At 63.1% G+C, this 18327-nt stretch carries 11 protein-coding genes; 1 reads left to right on the top strand and 10 read right to left on the bottom strand.

The annotated features are described in order from the left end of the window. Positions 1-106 precede the first annotated feature (106 nt). The 8 genes from rpsG to VFB05_RS14480 form a co-directional block, all read right to left on the bottom strand. On the bottom strand, positions 107-577 hold the full coding sequence (rpsG, locus tag VFB05_RS14515; protein ID WP_325013418.1) for a 30S ribosomal protein S7: 471 nt from the start codon (positions 575-577) through the stop codon (positions 107-109). A 29-nt stretch (positions 578-606) separates the two neighbouring features. Further along, positions 607-978: a 30S ribosomal protein S12 gene (gene rpsL, locus VFB05_RS14510; RefSeq protein WP_044538537.1), complete on the bottom strand. Its 372-nt coding sequence runs from the start codon at positions 976-978 to the stop codon at positions 607-609. Between the two features lie 619 nt (positions 979-1597). Further along, complete coding sequence (locus tag VFB05_RS14505) at positions 1598-2788, bottom strand: MFS transporter (protein ID WP_325013417.1); 1191 nt, start codon at positions 2786-2788, stop codon at positions 1598-1600. A 116-nt stretch (positions 2789-2904) separates the two neighbouring features. Beyond that, the gene (gene chrA, locus VFB05_RS14500) at positions 2905-4125 is read right to left on the bottom strand and encodes a chromate efflux transporter (protein WP_325013416.1); all 1221 of its coding nucleotides are present in this window, start codon (positions 4123-4125) and stop codon (positions 2905-2907) included. Between the two features lie 57 nt (positions 4126-4182). Next, positions 4183-5649 carry a multicopper oxidase family protein gene (locus VFB05_RS14495; protein ID WP_325013415.1) on the bottom strand — a complete coding sequence of 489 codons (1467 nt, stop codon included), beginning with the start codon at positions 5647-5649 and terminating at the stop codon, positions 4183-4185. A gap of 136 nt (positions 5650-5785) precedes the next feature. Further along, positions 5786-7813, bottom strand: a complete 2028-nt coding sequence (locus VFB05_RS14490; RefSeq protein WP_325013414.1) for an ABC transporter ATP-binding protein — start codon at positions 7811-7813, stop codon at positions 5786-5788. A gap of 117 nt (positions 7814-7930) precedes the next feature. Then, complete coding sequence (locus tag VFB05_RS14485) at positions 7931-9985, bottom strand: FAD-dependent oxidoreductase (RefSeq protein ID WP_325013413.1); 2055 nt, start codon at positions 9983-9985, stop codon at positions 7931-7933. Positions 9986-10517: 532 nt separating this feature from the next. Continuing rightward, on the bottom strand, positions 10518-12068 hold the full coding sequence (locus tag VFB05_RS14480) for a porin (protein WP_325013412.1): 1551 nt from the start codon (positions 12066-12068) through the stop codon (positions 10518-10520). A gap of 434 nt (positions 12069-12502) precedes the next feature. Between VFB05_RS14480 and VFB05_RS14475 the strand changes: the two genes are divergently transcribed. Continuing rightward, entirely contained in the window at positions 12503-12985 is a 483-nt protein-coding gene (locus tag VFB05_RS14475) for a MarR family winged helix-turn-helix transcriptional regulator (RefSeq protein WP_325013411.1), read from the top strand. A gap of 74 nt (positions 12986-13059) precedes the next feature. Here VFB05_RS14475 and VFB05_RS14470 read toward each other — a convergent pair whose 3' ends face one another. Both VFB05_RS14470 and rpoC read right to left on the bottom strand, forming a co-directional pair. Continuing rightward, positions 13060-14097: a dienelactone hydrolase gene (locus VFB05_RS14470; protein ID WP_325013410.1), complete on the bottom strand. Its 1038-nt coding sequence runs from the start codon at positions 14095-14097 to the stop codon at positions 13060-13062. A gap of 843 nt (positions 14098-14940) precedes the next feature. Beyond that, on the bottom strand, positions 14941-18327 hold a 3387-nt coding region (rpoC, locus tag VFB05_RS14465; protein WP_325013409.1), incomplete at its 5' end, for a DNA-directed RNA polymerase subunit beta'.

Below are 18327 nucleotides of genomic sequence, written 5' to 3'. Positions count from 1 at the left end.
TCTTGCCGGCGTCGATATGCGCCATGATACCGAAGTTGCGGTAGTCCTCGATGGCATGTTGGCGGGGCATGGAGCTATTCCTTCAAATTCCGTTCGTTTCGCCGGATCACCAGCGATAGTGCGAGAAGGCGCGGTTGGCTTCCGCCATGCGGTGCACGTCTTCACGCTTCTTGACGGCGTTTCCCCGGTTGTTCGACGCATCGAGCAGCTCCGCCGAGAGCCGCTCCGTCATGGTCTTCTCATTGCGCTCGCGCGCGGCCGAAATCAGCCAGCGAATGCCGAGCGCCTGGCGGCGCACCGCACGGACTTCGACCGGCACCTGATAGGTGGCGCCGCCGACGCGGCGGGACCGCACCTCGATGGTCGGCATGACGTTTTCCAGCGCCTGCTCGAACACCGTCAGCGGGCTCTGCTTGGTCTTGGCCTCGATGATGCCCAGCGCACCGTACACGATACCTTCGGCAACCGACTTCTTCCCGGCGTACATCACCGAGTTCATGAACTTCGTAATGATGATGTTCCCGAACTTCGGATCCGGGAGCACTTCACGCTTTTCGGCAGAATGGCGACGCGACATCTGATCTGTTCCTTGAGGGCCCGCGCGGCTTACTTCGGACGCTTCGCGCCGTACTTCGAACGGCGCTGCTTGCGGTTCTTGACGCCCTGGGTGTCGAGGACGCCGCGGAGAATGTGGTAGCGCACGCCGGGCAAGTCCTTGACGCGGCCGCCGCGGATCATGACCACCGAGTGCTCCTGCAGGTTATGGCCCTCGCCCGGGATGTAGCCGATCACCTCGAAGCCGTTGGTCAGGCGCACCTTGGCGACCTTGCGAAGCGCCGAGTTCGGCTTCTTCGGGGTCGTCGTGTAGACGCGCGTGCACACGCCGCGCTTCTGCGGCGACTGCTGCAGCGCCGGAACCTTCTTGCGCGACTTCTGCACCTCGCGCGGACTTGCGATCAGTTGGTTGATCGTCGGCATCTTGGCCTTCACCTTCTAGTTCGCGCGAAACCGCTTCCCGGTTTCGCAAAATCCTATCTTCCGGGGTACCCGCCCCCGCCGGGCTCGCTCTGGTTCCGCGAAAAACTATTCGCGCAAAGCGAAATCGCGCCAGCCACTCATCGCTGAGCGGAAAGCGCTTCGACGCCACAGAGGACCGCGGTCCATCGGACTGACAGCGTGAGCTGCCAAGCCCGCCACCGAGGTCATGCATCCGAATTCAATCTCAAGAGGACGTGCTCTTAAGAACTAAAATCGTCCTGGCATTGCCTAGCTATAATCGACAGCGTTTGAGCGGCATTCGTCGAGGGTGGTGCCCGTCGCCAAAAAGAGGCTAACGGGTGGTCCGTGCCGACGTTGGCGTTGCTCACCGCCTGTCGTTAAGTGCGTGCCTTCTATAGGCGTGAAATAGGCAAGTCAAGGCGAAACCACAAGAGAGGACGCGCCTTTTGTGCCTGCGGGATGGGCCTTAGTCGCGCGCGCTCAGCTGCGGAGCGAAGGGCGCCCTGTCCTCTACAACAGCTGTCCGGCTCGCGTTCAAGAGCCGTCAAACCGATATTTTTACCCGGGCATTATGTGCCACGAGGCCGGTCAAAGCCGCCTATCCGCTCCGCCGCATATCGGCCGAGACCAGAATCACAAGGGCAAGAACGCCGGCGACCGCGGAAATTGCACCGAAATAGAACACGGCCGCGTGGCCGATTCGGTCCCAGAGCAGTCCGGCCACGAGGTTCGCCACCAACTGGAGCAGCCCGACCGTGGTCGAGTACCAGCCGACGCCACTGGCGCGCAGCTCCTGCGGCACGAGATCGGCGGCGAGCGCCTTGCCCACGGCGCGGAACATGCCCTGGTACAGCCCATAAAGCACGAACAGTGCTCCGATGACGGCGATATTCGCTGTCAGGGCAAAGCCGAGATAGGTGAGGAGAAACACCATGAAGGCAGTCAGTAGCAGGTTGCGGCGACCGAGGCGGTCGGATAGCGCACCCGCCGGATAGGACACCAGCGCCGCCACCAGGTTGAAGGCGGCGTAGATCAGGATCGTGGCTTCCAGGGAGACGCCGCTGTCCCGGGTCCGCAGAATCAGGAAGGCGTTGGATGACGCGCCGGCGGCAAACACCGCCGTTGCCAGCAGATATTTCCAGTAGCGGACCGGAAAACGCCGCCAGTTGACGTCGATTCTCGCCTTCGCTGCAATCTCAACCGGCCGTTCGCCGACCAGCACCACCATCAGCGCGGCCAGCAGCCCGGGGATCACGGCCAGATAGAAGACGCTGCGCAGCTCGACGTGAACGCCATAGAGCAAGAGCAGCGCAAGCAGTGGGCCAAGGAAGGCGCCTGCGTTGTCGCCAAGCCCTTCCAGGCCAAAGGCCCTCCCCCTGTCGGCTTCAGCGACCGATGAGGCGACAAGGGCATCGCGCGGCGCAGAGCGCATGCCGGCGCCGATGCGATCGGCCAGGCGCGCGGCGAACAAGGCCTCCCACACCGTGGCAAGTCCCATTAACGGCTTGGCGAAGGCCGCCAACAGATAACCGATGAGCGCAACCGGCTTGCGGCGTTGCAGGCGGTCGGAAACCGCTCCCGAAAAGCCCTGGACGATGTTCTGTGTTGCCTGGGCAAAGCCGTCCACGAGACCGACGATGCTGCCACTGGCATGCAGCACTTGGGTGAGGAACACCGGCAGCACCGGATAGAGCATCTCGGTCGAGATGTCCGCGAACATGCTGGAGAGCGCGAGCAGAAAGGTGTCCCGCGAGAGGCCGACGAAATAGCGTTGCATCGGAGCGGGCACAGCGGCTCCTCACCTAGAGAGCATGATCCGGAAAAGTGTGAAGCGGTTTTCCGAAAAGATCATGCTCAATGAAAGAGCTAAAGCGCGATGACGATTCATCCTGATCTCATCGCGCTTTAGGCCATGAGGGAAAGCGCCATCCCCCCGATGGCGCTTACGACGACAACCACCAGCGGCGGCGCGCGCCAGGCGATCAGCAGCACGAATCCGACAAGCGCGACAGCCAGATCGGGCGGAGTCTTCACTGAGCTCGTGAACACGGGGTTATAGAGCGCGGCGCCGAGAATGCCGACCACGGCGGCATTGACCCCGCGCATCGCGGCCTGTGCGGCCGGCCGCTTCCGAAACGCATCCCAGAACGGCAGCATACCGAGGAGAATGAGGATCCCCGGCAGGAAGATGCCAAACAGGCCGAGCGCGGCACCGGCGATCCCATGGGGCTCGGGTTTCGCCAGAGCGCCGAGATAGGCGGCAAATGTAAAGAGTGGGCCGGGCACGGCTTGTGCCGCGCCATAGCCGGCCAGGAAGGCGTCGTCGCTGAGCCAGCCGGGCGCGACAAAAGCTTCACGCAAAAGCGGCAGCACTACATGCCCCCCGCCGAACACCAGCGCACCGGAACGGTAAAAGGCGGCAAACAGATCCAGCGCCCCTGCCCCTGCGCGGCCCTGCACCACGAGGACGCCGATCAGAAGAACGCAAAAGGCGATCAGCGCGGCGAGGCCAGCCCGGCGCGATACCGGCATGCTGATATGCCCGCCCTCCGGCGGCGGCGCACCGCGGCAGAGCCACAGGCCCGCCACGCCGCCGAGCACGATCGCAACAATCTGCGCCATCGAGGCCGTGCTGAAGAGAATAATGACAGCGGCCACAGCGGCGATCGAGGCGCGCTGGCGATCCGGGCACAGCGAGCGCGCCATACCGAACACCGCCTGCGCCACGATCGCGACCGCCACGAGCTTCAGCCCATGCAGCAGGCCGAGGCCCAGCGGCCCGCTTAGCGACGCCGCGCCATAGGCGAACAGCACCAGCAGGATGGCCGATGGCAGCGTGAATCCGGTCCAGGCCGCGAGCCCGCCGAGATAGCCCGCGCGCATCAAGCCGATGGAGAAGCCGACCTGGCTGCTCGCAGGCCCCGGCAGGAATTGGCACAGCGCGACCAGGTCCGCATAGGCCTGCTCGTCCAGCCAGCGGCGGCGGGTGACGAACTCGTCGCGAAAATAACCGATATGGGCGATCGGCCCGCCAAAGCAGCTCACGCCGAGCTTGAGAAAGATCGAGAGCACTTCAAGCACGGAGCCCTTCTCCGCCCGCTCCGGCTGCTGCGCGATACCTGTCATTGGAATCCGTGCCGTCCCCAGCTCCCGGTCTGAACACCCCGCCGGCGACGCGCCGGTTCAGGCGTAATTGAAAAGCGCCATGAAGCCGAAGTCCATGTGCAATTGCTGGTGACAGTGAAACAAGGTCGGCCCGGGATTATCCGCAACGAAATCCAGCTCGAGCTCCTGGAAGCCGCCCAGCATCACGACGTCCTTGATCACGCCGGCGGTCGGCTTGCCGCCGATCCTGGTCAGCTCAAAGCTGTGCCGGTGCAGATGCAGGGGGTGAATGTCGTCGCTGGCGTTGCGGAATTTGAGCCGATAGCGCCGTCCCTGATGGATCGTGTAGGCGGGCTTCATGCTGTCCATGGAAAAGGCTTCGCCGTTGAGCGTCCACTGATTGAAGCCGGCGAGTGCAGCATTGTGCTTGAGAATCGTGATCTCCATGGTTTCGTCGGGCGCCGTCACCGACGTATCCGGCTTGCCGAAGCGGCTGTAGTCCCAGCGGAACGGCTTGGGCTTGCTCCACTGCGGCTTGCCCTTCTGGTCGGCATATTCGACGACAATGCCCATGCCGCGGTTGCGATCGTCGTCGGCGAGATCGCCCATGACCCAGACGCCCGGATGATTCATCTCGACCAGCGCGGAGACGCGCTCCGCGGTGCCGATCCACAGCAGCGGCACCTCGGCCCTGGTCGGCACCGGGTTGCCGTCCAGCGCGACGATCTGGAAACTGTGCCCCGGCAGCGCCAGGCTGCGGATCTCGCCGGCGCTGGCATTGAGCACGTGGAACAGCACCCGCTCGCCCTTCTTGACCCGGATCGGCTCGCCGTGGCCCAGCATCCTGCCGTTGATCGAAAACAGGTCGTAGCCGACCTCGAAGCCCTTGGTCTTTTCCGTCGCGGCCTCGTCGGCCGCCTTTCCCATATCCTGCAGGGCTTTGATCGGTGATCCGACAAGGGTGTCCATCGCCATATCGCCGCCGCGGCTGAAGGTTGGCGAGAATTCCTTCAGCACCAGGAAGACTTCGCGGTCATAGCTGCCGGGATTGTCGCGCGGCTCGATGTAGACCGGGCCCGCCTGTCCCGTATAAGTGCCGCGGTTGAGATCAGAGCCCGCCACGACATGGGTGTGGTAGAAGCGAAAGCCGGAGGGCTTTGGCGTGAAGGCGACCCTGCGCATCCCGTGCGGCGGCACGTAAGGCGTGCCCTCCTCCGCTGCGCCGTCGACGTCGCTGCCGATCATCTGCCCGTGCCAGTGCACGAGTTCCGGCGTGTCGGTGTCGTTGTGGATGTCGACGACGACGCGCTGCCCTTCGCGAAAGCGGAGCAGCGGCCCAGGAAACTGATCGTTATAGAGCGTGGTGGAGACGATGTGGTCGGGCGCAAGCTCGATCAGGCCATTGGCGATGCGCAGGCTGTAATCGGCCTTCTCGTCGGGAGGGTTGCTTTCAGGCGTTCCCTGCGCGCTGGCTCGTGGCGGCAAGATGCCGGCAAGCGGAATGGCGGCGGCGCTCCTGAGCAAGGCACGGCGATTGATCGACACGATCGTCTCCGAAAAGCTTTTCGATATCGCCCCGATATAGCTGCCCCGGATGACAGCCGATGGACCTTCTCAGCCGCTAGCCGCAACGCATTGATGCCCGATCGGTTCCAAATTGCGGCACCAGGCGAGGATCGCGTCAATCCTCGTCGTCGTCCTCCTCATCGTCATCATCTACGACGACCTGCTTCGCGCCATGCGGCGCATGGTTCTGATCGTCCCACAGCTGGCGATAGACGCCGTTCTTGGCCAGCAATTGGGCGTGTGAGCCGCGTTCGATAACCCGGCCGCCGGAGACGACGATGATCTCGTCCATCTCCACCACCGAAGTGAGCCGGTGGGTCGACCAGATCAGGGTACGACCCTTGGCGAGCTTGAGCAGCGTGCGGTTGATGGCGGCTTCCGTGGTCTGGTCGAGCGCCGAGGTCGCCTCGTCCAGCAAGAGCACGGCGGGATCGCGGATGATGGCGCGCGCAATCGCAACGCGCTGGCGCTGTCCGCCCGACAGCGTGTCGCCGCGCTCGCCGACGGGCGTATCGTATTTCTGCGGCAGGCTCATGATGTAGCGGTGGATCTCGGCCTTGCGTGCGGCCGCCTCGACCTCGGCGTCGGTGGCATCGGGCTTGCCGAGGCGGATGTTCTCGCGGATCGACATGTTGAACAGCATGTTGTCCTGGAACACCACGGCCATGCATCGGCGGAGCGATTCCAGCGTCACCTTGCGGATGTCGACCCCGTCGATGGTGATGCGGCCTTCGTCGGGCACGTAAAGGCGCAGGATCAGATTGAGCAGCGTGCTCTTGCCCGAGCCGCTGGGACCGACGATCGCAACCCGCTTGCCGACGTCGAGCTTGAGCGAGAAACCGTCCATGACCGGCGTCTGCGCGCCTTCATATTGGAAAGTGACGCGCTCGAAGGAGATGTCATGGGTGATGCCGGGCAGGTCCGGCGCGCCGGGCCTGTCGGCACCGCGGGTCGGCTCGTCGAGAAGCTCCTGGATGTGGCGCACGGCGGCCGCCGACGAGATCGACAGCGGGATGAAATGCATCACATGGGCGATGTTGTAGGACACCTCCCAGAATGCGCTCTCGAAGGTGACGAAGGTGCCGATCGTGATCTGGCCCTTGGTCGCGAGATACGCGCCCAAGCCCAGCACCACGAGATGCAACAACAGCACGGCGATGGTCACGGTGCGCTCGACCATGGTCGACAGGAAGGCTGCGGCTGCGATCCTGCGGCGCGCGGCGTCGTTGCGGAAGGAGAACCAGCCGAACACCTTGCGCTGCAGGCTGAAGGCCTTGACCACGGCTTGCGCCGCGATGCTCTCCTGCACCATACCGAGCAGCGCGGCCTCGTTCTGCTTCTGCTCGTAATTGGCCAATACCGCTTTCGGAGTGAGGATTCGCGGCCCGATCAGCGTGATCGGAAACACCAGCAGCGCCACTACCGCGAGCTGCCAGTTCAGGAACAGCATCAGGACGATGCCGGCGATCAACTCCAGGAACGGCAGCACGGCGCCGGCGGAGAAGCCCTTGATCGAGCCTTCGAAGGCCGCCATGTCGACGGAGAACCGCGACAGGATCTCGCCGCGCTTGGTGCGCTGGAAGAAGGCCGCCGGCAGGTTCTGCACATGCTCGAACAGGGTCGTGCGCACGTCGGAGAGCACCGCCGCGGTCAGCCGCGCATCCCAGCGCTCGTACAGCACCGCCACGATCGAGGTGCAGATGCCGGCGGTCGCCAGCACCCCGAGGATGCGATAGAGCGCCTGGAAGTCCTCCTCCCCGAGCGCATCGTCGATCAGGAATTTGAGGCTGAGCGGCATGATGACGTTGAACAGCGTCTCAATGACCACGCCGCAGCCAACCAGTGCGATGATCTTCTTGTAATTGGCAAGGTACGGCTTGACGAAGCTGTAGATGGTGGAAAGCGCGCCGGCGGCTTCCTTCGCGGTAAAGACGACGAGATCCTCGTCATCCTCCTCGTCATCGAGCGCCAATGCCTCGTTGTCCTCGTCCTGATCCTCGTCGTCGTCGAGCTCGGCAGGCGGCGCAGGCTTGTTCTCGAGGACGCGTGCGGCAGCCGCCCGCGCGCTCGTCCGGCTGTCCCGCTCGTCCGGGTCGGGAGCGCTGAGGATGTTGTCACTGGACAATGAAGGCTTGGGTGCCATTCGACCAACCGATGCTGCACGGCCGGCACGACCGCTACTCAAAGGGCAAGGGCGCCATCGCACGACTTGGCACGATTGGCGCCCGTTCAGCAGAATTACTCCGGCATGACGACGAGGTTAATCTTCGTTGTCGACCTTGTCGAAGAACGAATAACGCAGGCTGTCGGCGTCCGCATACCACTGGCCGGGCCCTTTGTTCGCCGCGAGCGTCGCGGTCCACAGCGCATCGGTACAGTCGTGGCGGTGCATCGAGAGATCAAACCCGTTGCCGAAGAACAGCTCCGACCATTCCCACCAGGTGCCGAGCTTCTTCACCCCGCGCAGCAGGTCATAGCGGTCGATCACGGCCGGCGCCATGTCCGACGTCACCGATCCGAAGACCATGCCGGTCTTGACGACGCGATTGAATTCGCGAATGGCCCGCGGGACCTGTTGGCCCGCGACGTGGCAGAGGCTGGTCTCGAACACGAAGTCGAACTCGCCGTCGGCGAACGGCATGTCCACGATCGAGCCGAGCCTGTTGAACGGCTTCAGCTCCGCCGGCGTCTTGCCGTGGATGTATCGGTTGTTCTCGATTCCCCAGGCGTCGATCCCGCGCTCGCGCAGCGCACCGACCAGCTCGCCACTGGCCGAGCCCGCGATGAGAATCTTGTAGCCCTCCTCCCGGCCCCAGACGATGCGGATCAGCTGGCGCAGATAGTCGGGATCGGTGAAATGCCGCCACGCCTCGCGGTAAGGGCCGAGGCCGCGGTAATTCTCGAAATAATTGCGGTCGATCTTGTCGGACAGCCGTGCGTCGTTCCGCGCACGCGCGCGGCGCAACCGCATCATCTCGGTCAGGACGATGTCGGTTGCTGCGTCGGAGGAATCGAGCAGCCCGTTGAGCGTCGAATCGAACAGATAGTCGCCGACCAGGACGAGACCCGGATGCTGCTTCGGCTCGGGCCGATGATTGGTCATGACGTCGCGCGCGGGAAGACCGCCGGGAATCGCATTCACCGAGGACAGCCAGCGATGCACCTTGCCCTCGAGGAAGTGCGCACGCGCATCACCCAGCGAGGCCGGCAGCGACTTCAGCGCAGCCGTGATGAGATCCTGGTCGCTCAGATTGGCGAAGGCGAGCGCATCCGAGCCCGGAATCAGGAAATTCAGCACGCCGTGACGGCCGACGTCATGCCGCGCGCCTTCATTATAGACGCAGCAGCCGCCGAACGCCTCGGACATGAACCAGGCGCCGGGGATCTTGTCACCCCAGAACGGCTCGTCGAACAGGAGCGAAGCACGGATATAATGCGCCGGGCGATCGAAATAGGCGATGTGCTTGACCATCGACTTGCGCAGCAGCTCGCCTTCCCAGGCGAGCGTGGCGAGCCAGGAGTGCGGCAGGCAGACCAGCACGAGATCGAACTCGCGCGTCTCCGGGCCCTTGCCGTTCATCATGTTGAGCCGGTAGCGCCCGGCCTCGGTCTTGCCGACCTTGAGGACGCGATGATTGAGCTGGATGTCCGCATCGACCTCGGACTGCAGGCAGTCGATCAGCTGCTCGTTGCCGTTCTGGATGGAGTACAGGCCGATATAGCCGTCGATATCCATCACAAAATTCTTGAGCGCGTTGAGCCCGTTGGTGTTGTGGCTTTCGGTCGCGATGTCGGAGCGCGCCATCACCTTGAAGAAGCGCTTTGCGGTCTCGTCCTCGACCTCCCTGTCGAGCAGCTGTTCCGCGTTGATCTGGCTCCAGGGATGATCGTTGTCATGCGCGCCGACGCCTTCATAATATTCGATCGGCGAGATCATCTCGCCGCAGCGCTTGCGGAACGCCTCGATCGCCTCGGCGGTCTTGGCGCCATATTTGCGGCGCATGCCGGGCACGTCGTTGAGCAGCTCTCCGTCAAGCACGACCTGCTCGGCGTCCATCGGGATCGTCTGCAGCCCGAAATGCTGGATCAGCTCGCGCAGCGGGTCCGGTCCCGTCATGGAGTAGTCGTAAATCTCCGCAACGCCCGCCTCATACACCGCCGGCGCCGAATCGAATTTGCGCGTGAGGATTTTGCCGCCGAGCCGGTCGGAGGCCTCGAAAATGGTGACGCGGCACAGCTCGCCGAGCTTGCGCCTCAGATACCAGGCGCTCATCAGGCCCCCCGGCCCGCCGCCAACAATTGCAAGATCAAGCATGATTCTTCCGTGGGCTCCGGCGCCCCCGCCGCGGGAACACCGGTCTAAGTCGCAAAAACAAAAGCGCTTTTCAGCATGAAGGGAAGATGAACAAAGCGCCTTGCCGCGCTGCAGCAGGACCCGGAAAGGGCAAAAACGCGAGCATTTCCGCATGTTCCGTAATCATACGGAGGCGCTTTTCCCTGCGAGTGTTGCCTTTTTAGTCCGGCCCCCGTCGCCTTCCAGGCGCCCTCTCAACAGAAAAGCCACCGGCGGGGCATCGCCGATGGCTTCTGGAGGTTTAGCATCAAGTCGAGCGGAGTCTCCTCGAAACTAAGCGGCGGCCAAACCATTCCGGTTCGACATCCTGACCTGGACACTACGTGATAAAATAACTTGAGTAAATAAGCTAAATGGTAAAATGGATTTGATCTGCGAACCGCGAATGCTGACTTCCTGGTGACGCGCCCATTCGCCCAAACACGTTGAGGATCAAGAAAACCCCGGCAGTTTCCCGCCGGGGTCTGATTGGATCTCGACCGAGCGGTCGCTATTAGAAGTTGCGCTGGGCGCGAAGCAGAAGGGTCAGGGTGTCCTGGTTCTTCAGCTCATAGGCCGCAGCTGGCTTCGCAATGCTGGCGATAGCCGGCAAGGTGACGACGCCAGTATACTTCTGGTCCAGATGGGTCCAGGTGAAGTCACCGGAGAAGGTCAGGTTCTTGACCGGCGTCCAACGTGTGATGAAACCAAGCTGCCCGATATTGTAGTCCGGGTTGCAGGTGGTCACACCAGCGCCTGCCGCGCCCAAAGCCATCAACCCCATGCCAGGCGTGGCGCAGATCAGAGCTTTGGCCGTGCTGTTGTAGTGGATAGCCGCGTACGCGCCATACAAGGCGGAGCTCCAGTAGGGATCCCAGTTGTGGTTGAACGCGCCGCGCATACCCCAGGTCTGGATCAGCTGCTGCTGAGTCCCCGCGGCAAACACCGTGTCTGGAGCAAAGCCGATTCCGAGGCTCTGGTAAGCGCCGGCGGCACTCGTGCCGCCATAGACCTGGGCCGCACCGGCCTGAGAGGCCAAGTCCTGGATGTTGTAGCGGGTTGCACCGCTGGTATACACGGCTGAGACCTTGATGTCGTCACCGGCACCGGTCGGGATATTCTTGATCTGCAAGGCAGCCTGGGCGGCCCAGCCCCAGCGGTCCTCGGGGTGACCCGTGACTTCGGTCGCACCGTAATAGGCAGCGTGGTTGTCATGCGCCGCGGCCGAAAACTTGAACAGGCCCCAAGCCTGATCGAGCGTCACCGTGCCGACAATGTCCGGAGCAGCAGTGCCAGCGTAGTCGCTGGAACCGGTCAGGAGGCTCAGCCCGGTCAGGCCGGTCGTGCTGAGATTGTTCACGCCAGCCTGGTAATAGGCCGACTGATCCTGCACCGAGATCGCCGCACTGACGCCGTTGCCGAACTGAGCGGTGTAGGTGAACTGATTGACACCAGTGACGGTGCCGCCGCCGCCGACGAGACCGTCGAAATTGTTGCCGGGGTAGTTTGTCCAGGGCGCGCTGAACTCCGAGATCGCCTTACCGATCGTGAACCCGGCGAACTGAATGAAGGCATAGTAGACGCCGAGCGTACCGCCCGCGACCGCGCCCGCGCTGGCATTTTGCGGCGCCGCGACGCCCCCGATGCTGCCGTAAGTCGTCGCTCCGGTGCCAAGCCCGGCGTAGTTGTCATTGGTCCAGTTCAGCACAAATTCGCCGTAGGTACGAACGACACCATACTCGGTCGCAGTACGCGTATCGACGTTCAGGTTTTGACGCGCGCGCCACTCGTAAGCGTTGGTGAAACGGTTGTTCGCGCTGGCGGGAGTCCCCGTGTTGCCGCCGGCATCGTTATTCGTGTTCGCCAGAACGTCCACACGAAGGTAGCCACCCAGCTTGATGCAGGTGTCAGTGCCCGGGATGTAGTAGAATCCCGCGCCATAGAGCGAACAGACCTTCACATATTCGACCGCTTTGGCCTTTACGGGAAGATCAGCAGCCTGCGCCCCACCCACGACGAGCAAGCCCGCCGCAGAGCCGAGCAAGAGGCCCTTAATCGTCTTCATTGTAACCCTCCAAGTTGCTCTCTGGGAAAGGCGCCGTCCTGGCGGAATCGAAATCCCCCAAGCAACCAGCCCCCTGGCCCCTCAAAAAACCGCTCGATCACCTCGCGCCTTTGGGCAACCCCGCCCTGATGCGCGGGTGTTCAGCGAGCTACCTCACGGGACGACTCCAGATCCCTAGGTCGTCACGGGGAAATATGCATTTGCGACTTCAATTATCAAAATAGTTTATTTTATCATCTAAACGATTAAGAAGCCCTGTCTCCTTTTTGCAACGCACCCTTTTAGGCCATTACCAAGGGCAATTGGGGCCGATATTTAGATTTCATAACTGATCTTTTTGCTTTTTTTCCAAACCAATCCGCTCAAGATGGGTTATGGCAGTAGCAAACAATCAAAAGAGCGCCGGCCCGCTCGGTCCGGCAAAGGGGACGGAATTGGAGAGCAGCGCTGGGATCGATCACAACGCGGCCGACCGCTTCACCTGGGCAATCGCGGCCATTGGCGCACACCTGGAGGAGCTACGATATTTTTGGGCCAAGAAGCTCGGAATCAGTGGCCCGCAATGGATGATCATCATGGCGCTCGCCGACATGGATCAGGAGGACGGCGTGCCGGTCAATGCCGTCTCCAAGAAACTGCGCGTCGATTCGTCCTTCGTCACGACGCAGTCGAAGCTCCTCGAGAAGAAGGGATTTGTGCGTCGCAAGCCCTCGAGCGAAGACGCGCGAGTCGTGCAGATGTCGCTGACGGACAAGACGCGCAAGCATCTGGCCGGACTTGCCACCCAGCAAGAGGCGTTGAACGCGTTCATTTTCGCCGAGTTCGACAGCCGCGCGCTCGAAGAGTTCACTGAGAAGCTCGCGGCCCTGCAAAGCCGGCTTGAGAAGGCCTGCATGAAAGTGACGCTGGACTTCTGATCGCACGCGCACGGCGCCATCCAAGCCTTCGGCTGCCCCAATCCAACGGTTCGAAACCGGGCGCGCGATCGAGATCAGGTCGCGCTGCCGCGCAGCCGCGCGGCGATCCAGTCGAAAATGTACTCGTTCGCCAAGGTTGGATTGTCGGCGTGCCCCTGCATCGCCGCGGTATCCTCGGACTTGAAGATCTTCAGCGTGACGTCGCGATGTCCGCTCCTCAGGCCTTCATAAAGCTCGCGCACGCGTTCCGCCTCGAGCCAGCCGCGCTCGCCCGCCGGGATGAGGACCGGACAGCGGATGTTGCGCGCCACCCTGCTCAGCGGAGGCGCCGTATCCGAATGGCCGAGGCGGTCGTGCAGAAACAGGCGTTCGTGCAGGTCCCAAATGCCGCCGTCGCACACTGCTGCCGCGAAGCGGTCGTCGAAGGCAATGCCCCGCGCCACGAAGGATGAGCTGCCGCCATCTCCCAGGATCGCCACCCGGCTCTCATCGACGTCGTCCCTCTGGAGGAGGTAATCCATGACATGACCGACCGCGGTCTCGAGATCAGAACGGCCGACGATGTCGTCGAAGGCATCGCCCGCTTCCGCGCCGTGGAGATCGACCGCAAGCAGCGCCATGCCGCGCTCGTCGGCATGGCGCGCCATCTTGTAGAGAAACTCCTCCTTCCGCTGTCCGGGCTCGGCGAAGCAGATCACGGCCGCCGTGCGGCCCGTCACCCCCCGGGGCGGTAGAAAATAGGCTTGCAGCGGGTAAGCGCCGGGCCATGCGATCGAGACCACCTCACCCGCCGGATCGCGATGCGCAAGAAAGCTCGCCGCGCACCTGCGCATGCTCCTGACCACTGCCTGGTGCTCGTCGTCAGCGGCATCGAACACGAAAACGGCGGTCTGGTAATAGCCGATGGCACGCAACCAGTTGCTGCGCGCAGTCAGCACATTGCCCTCGCGCAGCGCCGCATCGCCACGCGCGGCGTTGAGATCGGCCATCCGCTTCCATTCGAGGCACCAGGACTCATCGTCATCGAAATCGATGCGGCTTGCCGCCATCAGGCATTCGGCCACCGCGGAGCCACCCTCCTGGGCCGCCGCCAGCAGCCGCAAGAACTCCATCGACAAGTCTTCACTGTCCGGCCAACGCGCCTGACCCGGAGGGCTGGCTTGAAATCTCATGTGATGGATATTCACGGGCTCATTCCGTCCGATGACTTAATCAATCGATGCGCGCCCGGAAAGGACGAGCACCACATCGCCGACGCATGGCGGCCCGTCATTTCCAGTGAGCTGAGGGAGAATGAGAAGGAAGCTGCGCAGAATGTCGGCGAAGTCTGACACGTCACACCACTGATGAGCACCACGCCCATGGTGAGCGCTCGAGCCGTACACCACCGTGTCAGGCGATCCGTTTGTGTGCAAATCAATCTCGCGCGAGCGAGCGCTCTGCGGCGGGAGCCTCCTGCCGTTTGCGGCCATCTGCGAGTTCGGCTGCGGCGACCGCGCGAAGCCGCGGCACGTCAACACTCTGGCTGCGCCCGGCATCTGTCGCCCTTCCAGTCAGCACCGAGCGCATTTCCAGTCGGCAACCTGCTTTACAAGGCGGCCACGACGATGGAGCGAACATCTCGATACAAATCTTTACACTGTCAAGATTATGGTATAATTTAGAACTGCCAGGGTCAAGGCGATTTTGCACCGCCGATGTCGGAGCAAATTCGCTTCGCCCCGAAAACACCTGCAAACTGAACGATCTCGATCACTTTCACGCGCCTCACACGAATTGGTGATCGAATTCCTCGCGCACGTGATCGAGCCGCTTGCGCGCGCCTCTCCGCTCATCAGCATCGAGGCAATTGCGGCGCTGCCCGAAGCAGACGGTAGCCGCCCAACAACAGAAAAGGCCGGCGTGACGCCGGCCTTCTCGTTTCATGTGACAGCTTTGCGACAGCCGTCGTCGGCTTACTCCGCCGGCGGCAGCGCCAGCGGCTCGGCCTCCGGCGCGGTCGGCACGATCGCCGCCTGCTTCTCGCGCTCGTCGAGAATCAGCTTGTCGCGCTTCATCGCGACCTCGCGGATACGGGCCATCGAGGCACCGGTGCCCGCCGGGATCAGCCGGCCGACGATGACGTTCTCCTTGAGGCCTTCCAGCGGGTCCACCTTGCCGTTGACGGCGGCTTCGGTGAGCACGCGGGTGGTCTCCTGGAACGACGCCGCGGAGAAGAAGGAGCGGGTCTGCAGGCTCGCCTTGGTGATGCCGAGCAGAACCGGCGTCCCCGTGGCGGGCTTCTTGCCCTCCTCCTTGGCCTTGGCGTTGAGCGCGTCGAACTCGATCTTGTCGACCTGCTCGCCCGAGATCATGTCGGTATCGCCCTGCTCGGTGATCTCCACCTTCTGCAGCATCTGACGGACAATGACCTCGATGTGCTTGTCGTTGATGAGCACGCCCTGCAGCCGGTAGACCTCCTGGATCTCGTTGACCAGATAGGCAGCGAGTTCCTCGATGCCCTTGATCGCCAGGATGTCATGCGGCGCCGGGTTGCCTTCGACGATGAAGTCACCCTTTTCGACGACGTCGCCGTCCTGCAGGTGGATGTGCTTGCCCTTCGGGATCAGGTACTCGCGCGGCTCCTCGGTCTTGTCCATCGGCTCGATCGAGATGCGGCGCTTGTTCTTGTAGTCCCGGCCGAAGCGGATGGTGCCGGCGATCTCGGCGATGATCGCCGCATCCTTCGGCTTGCGGGCCTCGAACAACTCCGCCACCCGCGGCAGACCGCCGGTGATGTCACGCGTCTTGGCGCTCTCGGTCGAGATACGCGCCAGGATGTCGCCCGGCATCACCTTGGCGCCCACGTCGACCGACAGGATGGCGTCGACCGACAGCATGTAGCGGGCATCGCCGCCACGCGCGAGCTTTGCGACCTTGCCGTCCTTGCCCTTGACCACGATGGCCGGGTGCAGATCCGCCCCGCCACGCGTGGTGCGCCAATCGATGACGACGCGCTTGGCGATGCCGGTGGATTCGTCGAGCGTTTCCGAGATCGACTGGCCCTCGACCAGGTCCTCGAACCCGATCGTGCCCTCGGCCTCGGACAGCACCGGCCGGGTGTAGGGATCCCACTCCGCGATGCGCTGGCCGCGCTTGACCATGTCGCCCTCGTCGACATGCATGCGTGAGCCATACTGGATGCGGTGGGTCGCCCGCTCGGTGCCGTCGGCATCGACGATCGCCACCACCATGTTGCGCACCATCGCGATCAGGTGGCCTTCGCTGTTGCGGGCGATCGCCTTGTTCTTGATGACGATCTTGCCCTCGAAGTTCGACTCGACGAACGACTGCTCGTTGATCTGCGCCGCGCCGCCGATGTGGAAGGTGCGCATGGTGAGCTGGGTGCCCGGCTCGCCGATCGACTGCGCCGCAATGACGCCCACCGCCTCGCCGTGGTTGACCGGCGTGCCGCGGGCCAGATCGCGGCCGTAGCACTTGCCGCAGATGCCGTTCACGAGCTCGCAGGTCAGCGCCGAGCGGATCTTCACCTCCTGGATGCCGGCCTGCTGGATGGCATCGACATGAGTCTCCTCCATCAGCGTGCCGCGCTTGACCACGACCTTGTTGGTCGCGGGATCGCGCAGGTCCTCGCCCGCGACGCGGCCGAGGATGCGCGACGCCAACGAGGCGACGACCGTGCCGGCATCGATGATGGCGCGCATCTTGATGCCGAGCGAGGTGCCGCAATCATCGGCGGTGATGATGCAGTCCTGCGCCACGTCGACCAGACGGCGGGTCAGGTAGCCGGAGTTCGCAGTCTTCAACGCGGTGTCCGCGAGGCCCTTGCGGGCGCCGTGGGTCGAGTTGAAGTACTCGAGCACCGAGAGGCCTTCCTTGAAATTCGAGATGATCGGCGTCTCGATGATCTCGCCCGAGGGCTTGGCCATCAGGCCGCGCATGCCGGCGAGCTGACGCATCTGCGCGGGCGAACCACGCGCACCGGAATGCGCCATCATGTAGATCGAGTTGATGTCGGCATCCGCGCCCTTCGGCGTCTTCTTGGTCGAAGAGATCTCCTTCATCATCTCCTTGGCGATTTCCTCGGTCGCCTTCGACCAGGCGTCGACGACCTTGTTGTACTTCTCGCCATGGGTGATCAGACCGTCGTTGTACTGCTGCTCGAAATCCTTCGCCAGCGTACGGGTCTGGTCCACGATCTTCCACTTGCCGTGCGGCACCACCATGTCGTCCTTGCCGAACGAGATGCCGGCCTTGAACGCATTGTAGAAGCCAAGCGCCATGATGCGGTCGCAGAAGATCACCGTCTCCTTCTGGCCGCAATGGCGATAGACCTGATCGATGACGCCGGAGATCTCGCGCTTGGTCATCAGCTTGTTGATGATCTCATAGGCGATCTTCGGGTGCTTCGGCAGCACGTTGCCAAGCATCACGCGACCGGGCGTGGTCTCGATCCAGCGGCGCGACGACTTGCCGGTCTCGTCGATCCCCTCCCACCGGTACTTGATTTTGGTGTGGAGGTGAATGACCTTGGCATGCAGGGCATGCTCGAGGTCCGACATGTTGCCGAAGGTCTTGCCCTCGCCGGGCAGGCCTTCGCGCATGATCGAGACATAGTAGAGACCGAGCACGATGTCCTGCGACGGCACGATGATCGGCTGGCCGTTCGCTGGATGCAGGATGTTGTTGGTCGACATCATCAGGACGCGCGCCTCCAGCTGCGCTTCCAGCGACAGCGGAACGTGCACGGCCATCTGGTCGCCGTCGAAGTCGGCGTTGAAGGCGGCGCAGACCAGCGGGTGCAGCTGGATCGCCTTGCCCTCGATCAACACCGGCTCGAACGCCTGGATGCCGAGGCGGTGCAAGGTCGGTGCGCGGTTGAGCAGCACCGGGTGCTCGCGGATCACCTCATCCAGGATGTCCCAGACCTCGGGCCGCTCCTTCTCGACCAGCTTCTTGGCCTGCTTCACCGTGGTGGACAGGCCCTTGGCGTCAAGCCGCGAATAGATGAACGGCTTGAACAGCTCGAGCGCCATCTTCTTCGGCAGGCCGCACTGGTGCAGGCGCAGCTCCGGACCGACGACGATCACCGAACGGCCGGAATAGTCGACGCGCTTGCCGAGCAGGTTCTGGCGGAAGCGGCCCTGCTTGCCCTTGAGCATGTCGGCGAGCGACTTCAGCGGGCGCTTGTTGGCGCCGGTGATGACGCGGCCACGGCGGCCGTTGTCGAACAGCGCGTCGACGGCCTCCTGCAGCATGCGCTTTTCGTTGCGGATGATGATGTCGGGCGCGCGCAGCTCCATCAGCCGCTTCAGGCGGTTGTTGCGGTTGATGACGCGGCG

Origin of the sequence: Bradyrhizobium sp. (assembly GCF_035652035.1) — a bacterium.
In the GTDB taxonomy this organism is placed as follows: Bacteria; Pseudomonadota; Alphaproteobacteria; order Rhizobiales; family Xanthobacteraceae; genus Bradyrhizobium.
The sequence above is the reverse complement of the archived record's forward strand: the minus strand, read 5'-3'. Positions and strand labels throughout refer to the sequence as shown.

What these genes read in the sequence shown, in the direction of transcription:
- rpsG (WP_325013418.1), bottom strand. Translation starts at nt 577, where the DNA reads ATGTCGCGTCGCCATTCTGCCGAAAAGCGTGAAGTGCTCCCGGATCCG.
- rpsL (WP_044538537.1), bottom strand. Translation starts at nt 978, where the DNA reads ATGCCGACGATCAACCAACTGATCGCAAGTCCGCGCGAGGTGCAGAAG.
- chrA (WP_325013416.1), bottom strand. Translation starts at nt 4,125, where the DNA reads ATGACAGGTATCGCGCAGCAGCCGGAGCGGGCGGAGAAGGGCTCCGTG.
- VFB05_RS14490 (WP_325013414.1), bottom strand. Translation starts at nt 7,813, where the DNA reads ATGGCACCCAAGCCTTCATTGTCCAGTGACAACATCCTCAGCGCTCCC.
- VFB05_RS14485 (WP_325013413.1), bottom strand. Translation starts at nt 9,985, where the DNA reads ATGCTTGATCTTGCAATTGTTGGCGGCGGGCCGGGGGGCCTGATGAGC.
- VFB05_RS14480 (WP_325013412.1), bottom strand. Translation starts at nt 12,068, where the DNA reads ATGAAGACGATTAAGGGCCTCTTGCTCGGCTCTGCGGCGGGCTTGCTC.
- VFB05_RS14470 (WP_325013410.1), bottom strand. Translation starts at nt 14,097, where the DNA reads ATGGAGTTCTTGCGGCTGCTGGCGGCGGCCCAGGAGGGTGGCTCCGCG.